The organism is Photobacterium sp. DNB22_13_2, from assembly GCF_052873915.1.
In genome coordinates, this window is the sequence record NZ_JBNNXU010000001.1 from 655,404 (window position 1) to 672,043 (window position 16,640).

Here is a 16,640-nt window from a genome sequence, read left to right on the forward strand (position 1 = left end):
ATTATTCTCTCCTTGTTGTATATTGCAAAATAATCATAGATGCGAAAGCAAAAAGTTACTAAGTTGTTGCCTTTTTTATTTAGACACAAAAAAGGCCAACTTTCGTTGGCCTTCTTTTTTAGCGTCTACCGGCATTAAAACTTAACGTTCCCAGTATGCTTCTTCCAAGCTGTCTTCACGCTCAGGCAACCCACGAGACAGGCGAGGAGAATGCTGCGCCAGTACTTCGTAACTCACGCGGTTCGAGTACAAGCAAACCTGTGAGAAAGACGAGTAAGTCAGGAAGTCAAACTGATGCTTGCTCGACTTAGGTACATTATCTTTGTGATAACGGTTTGCAGACATATCGTGCAACAACGCAGACAAAGCACCATCACCGGCACCGTTGGTATTCTTGATACGCTCAGGGCCACCCATGTATGGGGCAATATGCGAGTACACCTTGATTGGAGTCTGACACTCTGATTTCAGCATCGGGCGGCTGAATTCGTAACGGTTGAACTCAGGAATTTCACCCGGCAGCAACGGTAGACTCGTTTCGCGCTTGGCTTCATCTTCGGTGTAACCCGCAGTGTACAAACCAACAGGGCCCGCCGTGCATAGCACCAAGTCTACCCACTCGAGAGTCTTCTCAGAGGCAACCAACGGATCGGACTCACCGGTCAGGGCTTCGGCTTCATCTTCGTTCATCGCAACAACCGTCACATGATCACGAAGGAAGTCACGCCACCACTGTGGATCATCTTCAATCACAAACTTGGTACCCAATGTCAGAACGACAGGCACATCATGCTTCTTGGCATATTCAATTGCCTTCATGGTGGCTGCAGGCATTGGGTCGCCGTCTTTACAACGTACCAAGTAAGCCGTCAATACCAAAGCAGAAGCCCGCTTGAACACATCTTCAGGGATACTACTAGGATCAAGTTGGTTCATGCGGCCTTCGTTAATCGCGAAAGTACGCTCACCTTCTTTAGAGATCAGAGCAAAACAACGGCCAATAGGACCATTGACTGGCTGTAAGTAGTTCATATCCATACGGCTTGACGTGTTGCACAGATAGCGGTAGGCATAGCTGCCGATCTCGATATCTTTACTCATCACGCCCAATAGGACTGATTTGTCATCAGCCAACACCGAGTAGTTATGAAGGGTATTACCGATAGTGCCACCAGCAAATTCATGGCTGATCAATTCTTTTTCTTTCAGCTCACGGTAAAGCGCTTCGGCTTTCTCATCGGAGATCACCAGCGAGTGACCTTTACTTAGCTCATAGCGTTCCAGGAATTCATCTTCGACGCAGGCTTCAATATCAACCAGAGTCTGGTCAATACCGACAATATGCGTACGTGTTAGTCGCTTGTCTTGCTTGGCTTGACTAAGAAGGGGATCACGAGCATGGACCGGGAAGTAATGCTTCGATTTGCGTTGGCCTGGAAATTTCATGTCAATGAGCTGTCTGTTGAGAAATTTTTGCGAATTCTATCACAGAATATAGAACAAAAAAGAAAAAGCTCTCACAGAATGTGAGAGCTTTATTACTAATAAGGAAAGTTATCCATACAGGGCGTTAAGCTATGCCGACACTCGGTCGCTATTAGGTTGATCCCTACCACCCTTGGCTATGTTGCTGTACCAGCGAAGCCATCAATTTGATATGGCCAGGGCTGTCATTCAGGCAGGGGATCAAATTGAAACTCTCCCCGCCGGCTTCAATAAAGACCTCTTTGCACCCTTCGGCTATCTCTTCCAGCGTTTCTAGGCAGTCCACCGAAAATGCCGGGCAAATCACGTCAAGACGCTTCACGCCTTTTTGAGCCAACTCTCGAATCGTCCCTTCAGTATAAGGCTTGAGCCATTCTTCACGGCCGAAGATAGACTGATAGCTCATACTCATTTTCTCACGCGGCATATCAACCTTTTCCGCTAGCAATGCAGTAGTACCGTTACAATGCTCAGGGTACGGATCACCATTGTCAGCATAGCGCTTCGGGATCCCATGGTAAGAACACAGCAAATAATCAGCTTTGCCGTTCTCTTGCCAAAAATCAGCGACTGATTCAGCCAGCGCTGAAATGTAGTCAGGATGGTCAAAATAGTGGTTCACAAAACGTAACTCTGGGATCTCAGCCCTCGCCTTCAGCACCTTCGCCACTTTATCGAACACCGCTGCAGTGGTGGTGCGTGAGTACTGCGGATATAAAGGAAGCACCAATACGCGTTCGCAGCCCTGCAGCTTGAGCGCATCAAGACCATCAAGCATACTCGGACTACCGTAGGTCATCCCCAACTCTACGGGTACACCCAGGGAGTCTTTCAATGCCTGCTGCTGACGTTTCGAATACACCATCAGTGGGGAGCCCTCATCCATCCATACCGACTGATACAGCTTGGCAACTTTCGGCGCGCGGACAGGCAAAATCACCCCGTGTAAGATCGGACACCATAGCCAGCGGCTCATATCAACCACACGGTGATCATGAAGGAATTCAGACAGGAATCGCTTCACTCCAGTCGGTGTTGCTTCATCAGGTGTTCCTAGATTAACTAGCAGCACCCCATACGGGCGGGTTTGATTATTGTTATCTACGCTTTGCTCGCTCATATCATCCTTCACGCTAACGGCGGTAATGGCCGATCAAGTCAACTATGGGTTGGTATAACTGTATCAGTTTTCTTTTCAGTCGGTTATACCTTATCAGGCAATAATTGGATCATTTTTCTGCAATAAAAAAACGGGCTGACCCTAAGGTCAGCCCGCTTGTGAACTTGCTAAGCAGCTTGCAATTAAGCCAGTGCTTTTTCCAGCTCTGCGCTTACAGCGGCTACAGGCTGAGTACCATCGAATTTCAGGTACTTAGTGTTGCCTGCGTCTGCTTCTTTGTTGTAGTAAGCAATCAAAGGAGCAGTCTGCTCGTGGTATACACCTAGGCGAGCACGTACAGTTTCTTCTTTGTCGTCATCACGAACAACAAGATCTTCACCAGTTACGTCGTCTTTACCTTCAACCTTAGGCGGGTTGTAAATTGCGTGGTAAGTACGACCAGAAGCTAGGTGGGCACGACGGCCAGCCATACGCTCAACGATCACGTCGTCAGCTACGTCAAATTCGATCACGTAGTCAACTTCAACGCCAATTTCTTTCAGGCCATCAGCCTGAGGAATTGTGCGTGGGAAGCCGTCAAGCAGGAAGCCTTTTGCACAGTCGTCTTCAGCAATACGCTCTTTAACCAGACCTAGGATGATGTCGTCTGACACAAGCTGGCCAGCATCAATGACGGATTTCGCTTGTTTACCTAGCTCAGTACCTGCCTTGATTGCTGCACGTAGCATGTCACCAGTAGAGATTTGTGGAATACCAAATTTCTCCATGATGAATTGTGCCTGAGTACCTTTACCTGCACCTGGAGCGCCCAGAAGAATGATGCGCATCTTGTTCCCCTATAGATTTGAATGGAGTTTTCAAAGAAGTGAAAAATACACTGATTACGGCACAGTCGCAAGCCCAGTCCCTGACTAGGCTGCGATTACATGCTGTATCAGAATACAATTTGACACCGGTAGCTGGCGATTAGACCTTAGTCATACCTGTTCCGGTTTGTTGTTTTTGCTATTTACCCAGTAGTTTATTCACTGCGGCAAGGAACTGAGACGGATCATCCATAGTACCCTTCTCCGCCAGCATCGCCTGCCCCAATAACATTTCAACCCAACGGCCAAAGACTTCCTCGTCAGCTTCATCGGCCATCTTAATCACCAAAGGGTGCTCCGGATTCAGCTCAAAGATGTATTGGACTTCTGGTGCGTCATGGCCTGCAGCAGCCAGAAGTTTCGCCATCTGGGTACCCATCTCATTTTCATCGGTGACCACAACAGCTGGAGTGTCTTTTAGCTTGAACGTAGTACGTACGTCTTTCACACGCTCGCCAAGGTATGTCTTGCTTCGCTCAACCACCGACTGGAAGGCTTCTTCTGTTTCCTTGCGCTTCTCTTTCTCTTCTTCCTGTTCAAAGGCTGACAGATCAAGGTCGGCTTTGGTGATCGCTTGGAACGACTTACCATCGAATTCTGGCAAGTGGCCCATCAGCCACTCGTCGATGCGATCGTGCATCAGCAACACTTCCAACCCTTTGCTGCGGAACTGCTCAAGGTGTGGGCTGTTCTTCGCCGCGCTGAAACTGTCGGCCGTCAGGAAGTAGATCTTATCCTGACCTTCTTTCATTCGTTCGATGTAACCAGATAGCGAAACAGTCTGCTCAACGGTTTCGGCATGGGTCGAACTGAAACGAAGTAGCTTCGCGATCTTCTCACGGTTAGTGAAATCTTCCACCGGGCCTTCTTTCAGTACCTGACCGAATTCATTCCACAATGTTTGGTATTGCTCAGCGTCTTTGTTCGCTAGACGCTCCATCATGGTCAGGGCACGCTTGGTACATGCCTTGCGCAGTGACTGAGTCACCTTGTTGTCCTGTAGGATTTCTCGCGATACGTTCAGCGGTAAATCGTTCGAGTCAATCAGGCCGCGCATAAAGCGCAGGTAAGACGGCATAAACTGCTCAGCATCATCCATAATGAAGACGCGTTGAACATACAGTTTCAAGCCGTGCTTGCTGTCGCGATTGTGCATATCCCAAGGCGCTTTAGACGGAATATACAGCAGGCTAGTGTAATCCTGCTTACCTTCGACCCGGTTGTGGCTCCAAGTCAACGGCTCAGCAAAGTCATGGGAGACATGATTGTAGAATTCTTTGTATTCTTCTTCAGAAATATCTGACTTATTACGGGTCCAAAGCGCTTGCGCTTTATTGATTTGCTCCCACTTACGACCTGTTTCCTTGCCTTCCTCGTCGCGCTCAACGGTTTGGATATGAACCGGAATACCGATATGATCCGAGTATTTGCCGATGATCTCGCGCAGGCGGTGCTCACTCAGGAATTCCTTCTCGTCTTCACGAAGGTGAAGCACGATCTCGGTACCTCGGCTCTCTTTCTCTATATCTTCAATCGTGTAGTCACCTTCACCACCCGACTGCCATGACACAGCTTGATCGGCTGCCACACCGGCTGCACGGGTATTCACTGTCACTGAATCTGCCACGATAAAAGCAGAATAGAAACCGACACCGAACTGGCCGATCAGCTGAGAGTCTTTCGTCTCATCTTCGCTCAGCTTGGCGAAAAAATCTTTGGTACCTGATTTGGCAATCGTTCCCAGATGCTCAATGACGTCGTCACGGCTCATACCGATACCATTATCACTGATAGTTAGCGTGCCAGCCTGCTCGTTGAAGGATAGCTTTACGCCTAACTCGGCATCGTTCTCATACAAGTCTGGCTGAGATAGTGCACGGAAGCGCAATTTATCTGCGGCATCGGACGCATTAGAAATCAACTCGCGCAAAAAGATTTCTTTGTTGGAGTACAAAGAATGAATCATCAATTGCAGCAGCTGCTTCACTTCAGACTGAAAACCACGTGTTTCCTTGTTCTTGTGGATAGTGTGTTCGCTCATTTCAACTCCGAAACTTATATCAATAAACATTCAGGGGTCTAAAACAGCCGCATACCTTGTGCTGCATCCCTTTAAGTTCACTTTAAGCAAAGTGCCTTGAGTATATAGATGTGGCCAAACGCATCAATTTCAACCTAAAATACACCTTTTATGTTTTTGATGTTTTTTCAGAACCGTTTTTTATAATTTTTATATTCAGAAGAGATTCAGGGTATACATGATATATATTCGCCGTAGGCGTACCCTTGGTGCTAAAAATGAATAAATTAGAAAGTAAATTCCTTATTGGTCAACGCTTTTTGTTTGACCCATATGACAACAGCTTGATCGACCAACACGAAAGTGATGAACTTACCCGCCTCGGCAGTAATGAAAGCCGGGCACTCGGTTTGCTCATAGAAGATCCAGGAGCCATCATCACTCGCCACCGTCTGCATGAATATGTATGGCGTGAGCAAGGTTTTGAGGTTGATGATTCAAGTCTAACCCAAGCCATTTCTACCTTAAGAAAAGCGCTTAAAGACTCCACAAAATCACCGGAATTCATCAAAACCGTTCCTAAACGCGGTTACCAGATGATTGCCACTGTTGAATCGCTGTCGGAGATCGCCTCTAGTGTGAGTGCCGAGCAGGCCGACTCCCTTGCTGAAAAGCTGGATGAACCTTCAGACATTGAGCGTGAGTTGTTCGAACACAGCCAACAAGCAACTTCAACTAACGCATATTCTGCGCATTCTCATCCGCAAACAAAAAAACGTCCGCTACCGATGGCAGCCATTTCAGGTGTACTGGTACTAATTGCCCTACTATTACCTGTTATTGTTAACCTTGGTGTACCACCCAAATCAGCGGCTTTCGAATCTTTTACAGTTGTCGATGATATCCCGGTACTGACCCCTATCAATCACCCATCGCTAACACAATGGGAAACCATGATCACCCAATGTATTGAAAGCTACCTTGACTACCACACGGCAGACAAACGCCCGATGGAAGTGATTGTTTCTGGCGGTCAAAATTCTCAGCTTTGGGTCAACTACGTCCATTCACTGGAAAACCCAGCCGAAAATGTCACCCTACGTTTGTTGACTAGCCAAAAGGACGATATCTCGATATGTCAGTAAATACTCACCAAACGCCAGTTAAGCATTTCGTTTCTAAATACTGGGCGTTTATCCTACTTGGCCTATCAATCCTGTTCAGTGCTTGGTTTTATTTCTCTAGCGACTACAAGCAAGAGCAACTGTTGATTTCTCGCGAATGGCAGTCAAAAACAGTTAGTCGAATTCAGGAAACCGAACTTGAGCAACTGGGTATGCTACGCCGTGTAGAACAAACCAGCCATGTGGTATATTTGCCGAACAATACCTATTCGCGCATTACCCTGATGAGATTATTCAGTGATAGTGAACAACCTTTGACCATTCATATTTCAGAATCAGGTAACTGGAATGTCAGCGGTAAGTATCTACTGACCGAGCCTAAAGAGTTCAAAGATATCACTTCGGGCACCAATGAGGACTTCCAACCGGAGCACTTGCGGATCATCAACCAAATCTACCGTATGGATGCACAGCAAAGCCGTCGCATGGATATCATTGATGAGAAGACTATCTTGCTTACCAGCTTGTCGTACGGCTCGCATATTCTTTACTCCCTGTAAGCCAAACATTCGAATTGAATGACTATTTAAACCGCTCAGCAATGGGCGGTTTTGTTTTATTGGGATATTAGGCAAGGGCGATGGGTGCTGGGTGCTGGGTGCTGGGTGCTGGGTGCTGGGTGCTGGGTGAGTTTGTTTTATCGTTTTCGAAGTCAACTAATTATCTAAATTTAACTGCTCTCCCTAGGGTGAGACCCGCTTTTCCCGCTCTAAAAACAAGAACGGGCGCAACTTTCGTTGCGCCCTTAGGTCTTACATGCAGCATTCCCGCTACTATGGTGCTCCCTGCATCATTCCATTGAATTGCTGTAGTCCGTCAGCATATTCCTTTTATTCTTCGTCCTGAAGTTGTCCTTTGGCCATCCTGACCTGCCAGCATATCCTATACTGACTCTCAACATCCTTCCTGGAGGGGTCCTTGACTTCGTCCTGAAGTGGTCCTTTCGTCGTCCTGACTGGCAAACATCCTGCTTACCACTTGCCGTTCCTCGGCATTCCCTTCACAGTCCTTGTTCGACATACCATCCTAGTACACCGGCCTCATCCTGAGACTCCCCAATCCTTGGGTATTTCCTGTTCCGTTCCGTCAGCTCCTTCCGACACCTATAAATATACGCGGATCGGCTGAATTAAGTATCCACCCTAAGGTTAAATCTTGGCTGCAATAGCATTGAAACACAGGTAAAACCAACAAAAACATTTTATAAACAGTAGCTTAATTAAAACACGAGCGACTTAAACCTATCTATATCACCTTTATCTCCCACAAGCTTGTAAGATATCTCTCACAAGATGGACAGAGTATTACTGATGAGACGTTTAAGGTTATGGATGATGGCGCTTTTGCCTATAGCCACTAGCCCGTATGTTTTCGGCAAAAAAGGGGGGAAGCCAAGCTTCCCCCAAACACAATGAACAGTCTAGCAATTATCTAAAATTAGAAGTACAGACGCATACCAATGGTGAATGCGTTATCGTCATTACCAGCATTTGCCTTATCGAAGTCTTGATCAGCGTATTCCATGTAAGACACGACTTGGCTAGTTAGCCAGTAGTCAGCACCAATGGTGTACTGGTTCAGTTTGTCGTTTTGTGTATCGTAATCTACGTAGTCATACACACCGTACAGACCGAAGCCCATTGGGAAGTCGTAGCGCGCCATCGCACCAACACCGGTTTGCTCATCACCCGCGAAGTCGTAATCAGAGTACATTGCCGCTAGAGACAGCGCCTGCCATTCATAAGTAGCGTTCAACGTCCAAGACGTGTCTTTGTCGTCACCGTAGATGCTCTTTTCAGTACGCTCTGATTGGGTGTAAGTACCTGATAGTCCAAGACCGAAGTCAGATGCCCACGCCGCACCTAATGCAAACGCCTGATCAATTTCGATATTATCGTTACCTTCAGTACCCGTGTGGTACTGCGCCATCAATGTGAAGTCGTTGACATCAATCTTGTACTGGATACCGTTGGTCAAGCGATCAGTCGCAGCGTCATCAGATTTGATGTTTGCCGTACCGCCGTATTCCCACGTGATATCGTACTGACCAGCCAAGGTATCTTGAACTGCTGACATACGACCCATGCGGAACTCACCGAACTCACCACCAATGGCAACCGAGCCGAATTTCAAGAAATCTTCGTCATCAAAGCCATCACCGTCTTCAGGGATGATATTGAACTCTTTCAGTACATCACCGTTGATGTACATGCCGTTATCCATAAAGTAATTGATACTTAGGCCAAGTTCAGTACCTTCACCGGTGAAAGTGCTGTCTGCACCCATCAGACCATTGTCTGTCGTCTCATAACGGGCACGTAGGTTACCGTACACGTTAACAGATAGATCATCAGACTTATAAACCTCTGCCGCCATTGCTGACGCGCTAGCCACTACCGAGCCAATTACGGCTGCAACTACTGTCTTTTTCATGTTCACTCCTAATCGTTCCCTGACCTTAAATAGTCGAAAACTTAGTATTAATTTTTTATGTGATACGCCGTTTAATGACGGTCCATTTACAACCATCAATAATAATTCTCGGCAAGTAACGCTATTATTTAATACATGAAAACAATCAGTTAGAAACAAAAATTCTATTAAAGAATATTTTGATAGAAATAATTAGAAAGCAACTTTAACTAAAAACTAAATTTTTCTTTAGCGCTCTAAAATAGCAAAATTCGGCTTTTTAAGTGATTGATAAAACAAGAAAGTGATAAAAAGACAAAAAAATACCAACGATGAACGTTGGTATTTTTATGAAATAACTTTATATAAAACAGGTTTCACATTTATCAATAAAGTTTTTGTCGCCCAGCAAGTGAGTGTGACAATGTTGTACCATCAACGAGCTCTAGCTCACCACCGACAGGCACCCCATGAGCAATCCGAGAGGCCGGAATAGAATACTCACTGCACAGCTCGGCAATATAATGAGCGGTCGCTTCGCCTTCCACTGTAGGATTAGTGGCCAAGATCAACTCATTGATCGACTCGTTTTGTAAACGAAACTCAAGAGTATCCAAACCAATGTCCGAAGGGCCAATGCCATCAAGTGGTGACAGGTGTCCCATCAAAACAAAATAACGGCCAGAGAACTGCCCCGTCGCTTCTACCGCCACGATATCCGCCGGTGATTCCACCACACAGATCTCACCGTTCTCCTGACGACGAGGGTTGGAGCAAATCGCACAAACCTCTTCTTCAGTAAACGTACGGCAATCACGACAATGTCCAATCTCGGTCATTGCCTTGCTCAGGGCATCAGCCAGTTGCAGGCCACCCTGTCGATTTCTCTGTAACAAACTGAAGGCCATACGTTGCGCTGACTTGGGGCCGACCCCAGGCAGGCACCGTAAGGCCTCCATTAGTTGTTCCAGTAAGTGACTGGTACGCATTAATTAGAATGGCATCTTGAAGCCGGCTGGTAGATTCATACCACCGGTTACGCCTGCCATTTTTTCTTTCTGCGCTTCTTCGATACGACGAGCGGCGTCGTTGAACGCTGCCGCAATCAGATCTTCAAGCATATCTTTATCGTCTTCCATCAAGCTTTCATCCAGCTCAACGCGACGTACACTGTGGCTACCAGTCAGAGTCACTTTTACTAGGCCAGCACCAGACTCGCCAGTCACTTCCATATTTGCGATCTCTTCCTGCATTTCCTGCATGCGCTCTTGCATCTGCTGCGCCTGCTTCATCATGTTAGCCATACCGCCTTTACCAAACATATCTTCTCTCTCTGTGGTCTGGTTAATCTATAAGGGTCTTACGCTATCTTCATCAAGTACAGCAGAAAACCGCTGACAAATGAAATTAACGTTCGGATCGGACATTAAGCTTTGCTTGGCCTGATCCAATTTCTGCTGATAAATCGCCTCACGCCATTCAAGGGGCGAGCGGCCATTATCATTCAATTCAACTTCCAACGACACAGTCTCGGCAAAAAGTTCACCCATTGCCATCGCCAGTTGCTCCCGTGCCTTGGGGGTATTCAGGTGCTGCTGAGAAGGACGAAGGCTTAATTTCACCCGATTACCTTCTCTTTCGAACGCTGAATTAAGTGCCAACTGCTGAACCATACGTCCAACCTGCAGCTTGGTCACCCAATCCGCCCAACTATCCTGATTTGCTGCTTCCTTGACAAGCAATTTCACCATTTCAGGTGTCTTTTCATGCTCTAAGGCTTGTTTCAAAAGCTTGGGAGCAACGACTTGCTGAGTCTCGGTCGGTTCAGAAAGCATGGTTGGGCGCCATCGGTACTCAGAGGAATCATCTCCTCGCTGATCCATGGCGTCAGCCTGCGCTGCCGCTGTTATCGGTGCACCCGGTACCGGCATCGCATTTCCAGCCGTCGCTACCTGACCATTTTGCTTATTGGCAATACGATCAAGTACGCTGCTGCTTGCAATCTTTTTAGCCCGTACCGGTTCACCCTTTTTTCCGTTGTCCGGCGCACTGCCGTCACGCTTGTTTTTACTACGAAGCTGGTTTCTTGCTGCCAGTAACCCAGACGCTGCCGATGATGGAGTGGACTGGGATTGAGCCGGTGCTGTCGGAGCCATTTGCTGTTGAGGAGCAACCTGAGTTTGTGCTGGCTGATTGCTTGGTACTGGCGCAGTGCCGACTGAATCATAACCCGCTGGCGGCTGGAGCCCAGGCATCGACTGTTCATAACCGGTTTGTGGTTGACTATACTGCGGCTGACTTTGCTGTGGTTGACCAGGCTGCAGCTGATCCTGTGGTGACTGCCCCTGAGGCGACATAGTCGGCTGCGAAGCTGGCGCTGCCATTTGCTGAGACTGAGGAGCAGCCGCCTGACCGCTATTCATCTGTGCTTTCAGTGCCTGCACCCGCTGAATTCCCTGCCCTTGTGCCTGCGACGGTTGTGCCGCTGTTGGCTGAGTTGCTGGTACAGCGATAGGCTGAGGTGTCACGGCATTAACCGATACCGGCCTAAAGGCCAACATACGAAGTAATACCATTTCTAGGCCGGTTCGGCCATCAGGGGCAAAAGCCAAGTCCTGGCGTCCCTGAAGCGCAATTTGATAACACAACTGGACTTCTTGCGGTGATACCGATTGGCTCAGCGTGCTAATTCGCGATGCATCTGGAGCACTGTCATCCAGCGAAGCCGGCAGGGCCTGATGCATAGCCACACGGTGAAGCTGAGTCGCCATTTCACGTAGCAGGCTGTCCCATTCAACACCGACCGAGGCGAGCTCTTCCAGACAAGCCATTGCGGGCTGAGCTTCGCCGCCAGCAACCGCTTCAAGCAGATAAAGTGCCTGTTCGGTATTGAGGGTACCCAGCATTTCCGACACGGCATCCGTCTGAACCTGACCATTACCCAGCGCAATCGCCTGATCGGTCAAGCTCAGTGCATCTCGCATACTGCCTTCGGCTGCACGAGAGATCAGTCCCAGAGCCCGAGAGTCGAATGCAACTTGCTCTTCGCCCAGAACCTTTTCCAGCTGCGTCTGGATCTGGCTATTGTCCAGGTGCTTGAGATGGAACTGCAGACAGCGGGACAGGATAGTAACTGGTAGTTTTTGCGGATCGGTGGTCGCCAGAATAAATTTCACATACTCAGGCGGCTCTTCAAGCGTTTTCAGCAAAGCGTTAAAGCTATGGCGAGAGAGCATGTGCACTTCGTCAATCAGGTAAACCTTGTAGCGACCACGCGCCGGCTTGTACTGGACGTTATCCAGCAGATCACGGGTATCTTCTACCTTGGTACGCGATGCCGCATCGATTTCAAGCAAATCGACAAATCTACCTTCATCGATTTCTCGGCAGGTTTCGCACTGGCCACATGGCGAGGCGGTGACACCTTGCTCACAGTTCAGGCCCTTGGCAAAAATACGGGCAATCGTGGTTTTACCTACCCCTCTTGTTCCACTGAACAAGTAGGCATGGTGAAGACGGTTATGGGCAAGCGCATTGGCCAGTGCCGTCAAGACATGGGACTGACCGACCACATCATCAAACTGGTGCGGACGCCATTTACGTGCCAGAACCTGATAACTCATGTTAACTAACCTTACAGAATCAAGAACTCAATGCTAGCACAGGGAGGATTTTTGAGCGAGAGGACGCTCCAACAAGCGCCCAATGAATAGCCAGCTACCACAGAAAAATATGACTTAGAGGTAGGCTGAATGACCAAAACAGAAGAAGATGATTAGTGGCCGTCGAAATCACAGATACTGAACACGTTCAGGTCGATCCCTTTCAGGCGCTCTTCACCACCAATGTCCGGTAGGTTGATAACAAAAGCAGCATCTTCAACGATACCACCCAAGCGGCGAACAAGCTTAGTCGTCGCTTCAATCGTGCCACCGGTTGCTAGCAAATCATCGACTAGCAAGACCTTATCACCTTCTTTGATCGCATCGACGTGGATCTCAAGCGTATCCTGACCATATTCAAGCTCATAGCTCTCGCCAATCACTTCGCGTGGCAGCTTTCCAGGCTTACGAACTGGCACAAAACCTACGCCCAGTTCAAGGGCTAGAGGTGCACCGAACAAAAAGCCACGCGCCTCAGTACCAATGACCTTAGTGATCCCTTTATCTTTATATTTCTCGATAAGAATTTCCATGGTCGCACGGTAAGCCGCTGGATCTTCCATCAGGCTAGTCACATCGCGGAACAGGATCCCTGGCTTTGGATAATCAGGAATGGATTTGATGCTATTTTTGATCAACGCGAGCTTTTCTTGAGTCATAATATTTTTCCAATAAACAAAACGGCAGCATGATGACACACAGCCGAAAAAACTGGTTCAGATAGTAGTTTTTTTCCCATGGCGGGGCAAGGATTGCGACCGACTCAGCACCAAGAGGATGATCCAGATAGCATCAATAGCAAACTTGGGCCGGTTAACCCTGTAGTGTGGAATTATCCCGTTCAGGCAGACGATTGAACCATACCAGTAGAATGACCAGCATGGTCACCAGCATGACTTTGTGCCAAAGCAGCGGCACGAGAAAAATGGACAGGCTGAAACTGGCGACAATCATGATATTGGCCCGACGCTTAACATGCTTGGACACCGCTCGGTGATGGTGCCAATTCTGTAAAATGGGACCAAACCTCGGGTGGTTAAGCAGCCAATGGTTGAGCTTTGGCGATCCCCGCATGAAACAGGCACTGGCCAACAGTAAAAAAGGTGTCGTGGGTAACAACGGCAGAAATGCCCCAACTAGCCCCAGGGCAACACAGACCCACCCACATAACAACAGAAGTGTTTTTCTAACCATACGACCTAACCAATGTGAAAAGGCTTTTACCCTTAATTACGAGTTTATACCTATGCGGGCACAAACAAAAATACCAACACCCCATATCTGCTCGGTATGCATTATTGGTATTGGCATCATGCCTAGTCAAGTTCGTTAATTGCTTACGATGAAAACATGCCGACGAAGGTCAAGATAGCGGGCAGTGTCGGCAGTGCCAACACGGCTATAAACCCGAGGAAATATTTAACGTTGTATGGATCTTGAAATCCCTGCTCCATGGTAGACTTCCTTTATTGACTGATTAGATGTTAACGGCTCTTGGGCCATCAATTATTTGTCCAGCCAATATAGCGGAAAGCGACAGGGACAAAAACCGAGGGAATTTAAGGTTATTGCCATACAACCCCATAATTGTTTGATTCAAATCACAATCGTTCTCAAGAATCGTCTTAGACTGAAATAATCACTAATAAAAAAATAAAAGGCTTATGACAACGTCAGATAAACTTTACGAGCAGCTGCAACAGCGCCTGGAACAAGAGCACAGCATGTTGTCACGCGAGCTCAAGCACGAGATGCTGCTTAATACCTTGGTGCCGTCGGCAACAGCGATTGAGAATGCAGAATTGAGTGAGTTAATCGTGATGGCCAAATCTGCTTTCATTCCCAACCTGTTCGACTTGGCCGTTCGGATGGAACGCATCGATGCTGCAGTTTGCTCAGTAAAACTGGGAATGTATGGACTCTGCGTAGATTGCGAAGAAGAAATTGCGATAGACGATCTTGAAAAAGACCCAGCTCAGCCACGCTGCAGCAGTTGCCGCGAGCACAGCCGCTACCACCACGACAACTAATCCAACAATAAGCGGGCTTTCCCGCCTATTGTTTTAAAGGTGCTGTTTTTCTAGACCGGCTTCGTTGGCCTGCTTTTTTAAGTAGCGCTTTGGTCTAGATACATCAGGAACAACAAGCAACTGAATTATGGCGCTGACTGTTGCTTAACCCACTGCTCAAACGCCGCTCTTTCTTCCGCATTGGCCTTGCTGTACCACAGCTTAAGCTGGACAAACGCATCACCTGTAATGCTGACTTCCCCTTTTTCACTCACTTCTACTGCTGCCTGCTCTAGATCAACCGCGTAGCCTTCTTCAAAGGTAATACCGTGTTCGCGGTTGTAATCAGCCACCAAGCCTTCCATATCACTATAGGCAGCGAAACCTTTGCCTTGTAGCTCAACATGATCAAGGTTTTTGGTCGTGCCATCGGCCAGCTCAAGTTGCCATTCAGGGCCTCGCTGGAAATACGCTTTAGCCTGGCTCATAGAAGAGAGTCGAGGTAAGACAATAGTGGCATCTTGTTTGGGTACATCCATCTCAAACAGGTATGGGCGCGTAGTGTACATCTTACTCTTCGAGCCATCTTTGAGTTCACCGTCAAAGCGTACCACCACCTGATGGCGACCTTCAGTCAAATCGATGCTATCCGCTTCAGACCAAAAAGACGACTCAACTTTTTTACCATCCACTACCAGCAGTTTGATATTCTGGCCGGTACTCAATGTGGCTGCCTGCAGGCCCATCGGCAATGCCAATAGCCCAAGGGTCACTAACCATTTTTTCATTGCTATTCCCTTATTCACTGTCATAACACAATTTTGTCATCACTAAGATAACAAAAAGCCGCCTGGAGAGGCGGCTTTTTTGGGAGAGTTTTAACCGAAAAAGACGATTAGAATACTACTTCCATACCTACTAGGTAACCTACATCTAGGTCTGCATCATCAGAATCAGCCCAGCCTAGTTCACCGTAAACTTTCACGTTGCTGTGTAGTTGGTGAGTCACGTTACCGTATACGTTGTCGATAGTGTCGTTAGTCACATCATCATCAAGACGGTTGTAACCTAGAGCAAAGGTGTTTTTGCCCATAGTGTAAGAACCCGCTAGTTCGATAACGTCTGCATCAACAGTTTTAACGCCCGCAGCTTTGTTCTCGATCTGACCGTAAGAAGCAGCAAATGCGAACTGACCCATTACGTACTCACCTTCAAGGTTGAAGATGTCACGCTCTAGCTTAACAGCGTCTAGAGAAGAGTTCTCAGCTGTGTAGTAGTATGCACGAACGTCGAAGTCACCAAAACGCGCACCGATACGGCCGTCAGTGATAGTACCGTCAGAGTTTAGGAAGTCAGTAGCAGCATCTGCTTTTGAATCAGCATCTGCATCTAGGTCGTGAGAAAGACCTACGTAGAATTGACCGTTGTCAAATACGTACTTGATAGTTTCGTTACCTTCAGTAACACCGAAGTCGATTTGCTCGAAACCTAGCTCGTAGTCTTTACCGATACCTGCGTCATCAGAGATAAGTAGCTGACGACCGAAAGTTAGCGTACCGAAATCGCCGCCAAGACCAACCCATAGCTCATCGTTAGTTACGTCGCGGTCTTCGAACGCAAAACCGATACCTGCTACAGCGTTTAGCTGGTCATTAACTGCGATAGTGGTGTTTAGCTGTAGGTCACCGTCATCTAGGTGTAGACCTGAGTCAGCGTTGCTATCTTTATCTTGGATTGGCTGAAGGTACTGAACTTCAGCTGCACCAGAAAGGTCAACAACTACGCCGTTTGCGTCATATAGATTGATGCCAGCTTGCGCTGAACCTGCTGCTAGTACTGATAGTGCTAGAAGAGTCTTTTTCATGATATCCACTGCCTTTTC

General features: G+C 47.7%; 15 protein-coding genes. 3 read left to right on the plus strand and 12 right to left on the minus strand.

The features are described 5' to 3' along the window. Positions 1 to 141: 141 nt before the first annotated feature. From ACVA58_RS02795 to htpG, 4 genes are all read right to left on the minus strand, one after another. Positions 142 to 1,446 (minus strand): inosine/guanosine kinase, encoded by a 1,305-nt coding sequence (locus ACVA58_RS02795; protein ID WP_446508913.1) that lies wholly within the window; start codon positions 1,444 to 1,446, stop codon positions 142 to 144. 163 nt (positions 1,447 to 1,609) lie between these two features. Next, positions 1,610 to 2,605, minus strand: a complete 996-nt coding sequence (hemH, locus tag ACVA58_RS02800; protein WP_446508914.1) for a ferrochelatase — start codon at positions 2,603 to 2,605, stop codon at positions 1,610 to 1,612. Positions 2,606 to 2,787: 182 nt separating this feature from the next. Further along, positions 2,788 to 3,432: an adenylate kinase gene (gene adk, locus ACVA58_RS02805; RefSeq protein WP_107350267.1), complete on the minus strand. Its 645-nt coding sequence runs from the start codon at positions 3,430 to 3,432 to the stop codon at positions 2,788 to 2,790. Between the two features lie 178 nt (positions 3,433 to 3,610). Beyond that, positions 3,611 to 5,512 (minus strand): molecular chaperone HtpG, encoded by a 1,902-nt coding sequence (gene htpG, locus ACVA58_RS02810; RefSeq protein WP_446508915.1) that lies wholly within the window; start codon positions 5,510 to 5,512, stop codon positions 3,611 to 3,613. A 257-nt stretch (positions 5,513 to 5,769) separates the two neighbouring features. Between htpG and ACVA58_RS02815 the strand changes: the two genes are divergently transcribed. Further along, positions 5,770 to 6,636, plus strand: coding sequence for a winged helix-turn-helix domain-containing protein (locus ACVA58_RS02815; RefSeq protein ID WP_446508916.1), 867 nt, complete (start codon positions 5,770 to 5,772; stop codon positions 6,634 to 6,636). Beyond that, complete coding sequence (locus tag ACVA58_RS02820) at positions 6,627 to 7,175, plus strand: regulatory protein ToxS (protein ID WP_446508917.1); 549 nt, start codon at positions 6,627 to 6,629, stop codon at positions 7,173 to 7,175. Before ACVA58_RS02815 ends, ACVA58_RS02820 begins: the two co-directional genes overlap by 10 nt. Positions 7,176 to 8,112: 937 nt before the next feature. On the opposite strand, the gene ACVA58_RS02825 is transcribed toward ACVA58_RS02820, so the two are convergent. The 6 genes from ACVA58_RS02825 to ACVA58_RS02850 form a co-directional block, all read right to left on the minus strand. After that, a complete protein-coding gene (locus ACVA58_RS02825) occupies positions 8,113 to 9,108 on the minus strand; it encodes a porin (protein WP_446508918.1) in 996 nt (331 codons plus the stop codon). A gap of 365 nt (positions 9,109 to 9,473) precedes the next feature. Next, positions 9,474 to 10,076 carry a recombination mediator RecR gene (gene recR / locus ACVA58_RS02830; RefSeq protein ID WP_446508919.1) on the minus strand — a complete coding sequence of 201 codons (603 nt, stop codon included), beginning with the start codon at positions 10,074 to 10,076 and terminating at the stop codon, positions 9,474 to 9,476. A 3-nt stretch (positions 10,077 to 10,079) separates the two neighbouring features. Next, complete coding sequence (locus ACVA58_RS02835; RefSeq protein ID WP_107350272.1) at positions 10,080 to 10,409, minus strand: YbaB/EbfC family nucleoid-associated protein; 330 nt, start codon at positions 10,407 to 10,409, stop codon at positions 10,080 to 10,082. A 27-nt stretch (positions 10,410 to 10,436) separates the two neighbouring features. Then, the gene (gene dnaX, locus ACVA58_RS02840) at positions 10,437 to 12,710 is read right to left on the minus strand and encodes a DNA polymerase III subunit gamma/tau (RefSeq protein ID WP_446508920.1); all 2,274 of its coding nucleotides are present in this window, start codon (positions 12,708 to 12,710) and stop codon (positions 10,437 to 10,439) included. Positions 12,711 to 12,862: 152 nt separating this feature from the next. Further along, positions 12,863 to 13,408 (minus strand): adenine phosphoribosyltransferase, encoded by a 546-nt coding sequence (gene apt, locus ACVA58_RS02845; protein ID WP_446508921.1) that lies wholly within the window; start codon positions 13,406 to 13,408, stop codon positions 12,863 to 12,865. A gap of 154 nt (positions 13,409 to 13,562) precedes the next feature. Then, entirely contained in the window at positions 13,563 to 13,943 is a 381-nt protein-coding gene (locus ACVA58_RS02850; protein ID WP_446508922.1) for a YbaN family protein, read from the minus strand. A 470-nt stretch (positions 13,944 to 14,413) separates the two neighbouring features. Between ACVA58_RS02850 and ACVA58_RS02855 the strand changes: the two genes are divergently transcribed. Next, positions 14,414 to 14,779 carry a conjugal transfer protein TraR gene (locus ACVA58_RS02855; RefSeq protein ID WP_446508923.1) on the plus strand — a complete coding sequence of 122 codons (366 nt, stop codon included), beginning with the start codon at positions 14,414 to 14,416 and terminating at the stop codon, positions 14,777 to 14,779. A 125-nt stretch (positions 14,780 to 14,904) separates the two neighbouring features. Here the strand turns inward: ACVA58_RS02855 and ACVA58_RS02860 are convergent, their stop codons facing one another. Both ACVA58_RS02860 and ACVA58_RS02865 read right to left on the minus strand, forming a co-directional pair. Further along, positions 14,905 to 15,546, minus strand: coding sequence for a YccT family protein (locus tag ACVA58_RS02860; RefSeq protein WP_446508924.1), 642 nt, complete (start codon positions 15,544 to 15,546; stop codon positions 14,905 to 14,907). Positions 15,547 to 15,653: 107 nt separating this feature from the next. Next, a complete protein-coding gene (locus ACVA58_RS02865) occupies positions 15,654 to 16,622 on the minus strand; it encodes a porin (RefSeq protein WP_446508925.1) in 969 nt (322 codons plus the stop codon). Positions 16,623 to 16,640: the final 18 nt, after the last annotated feature.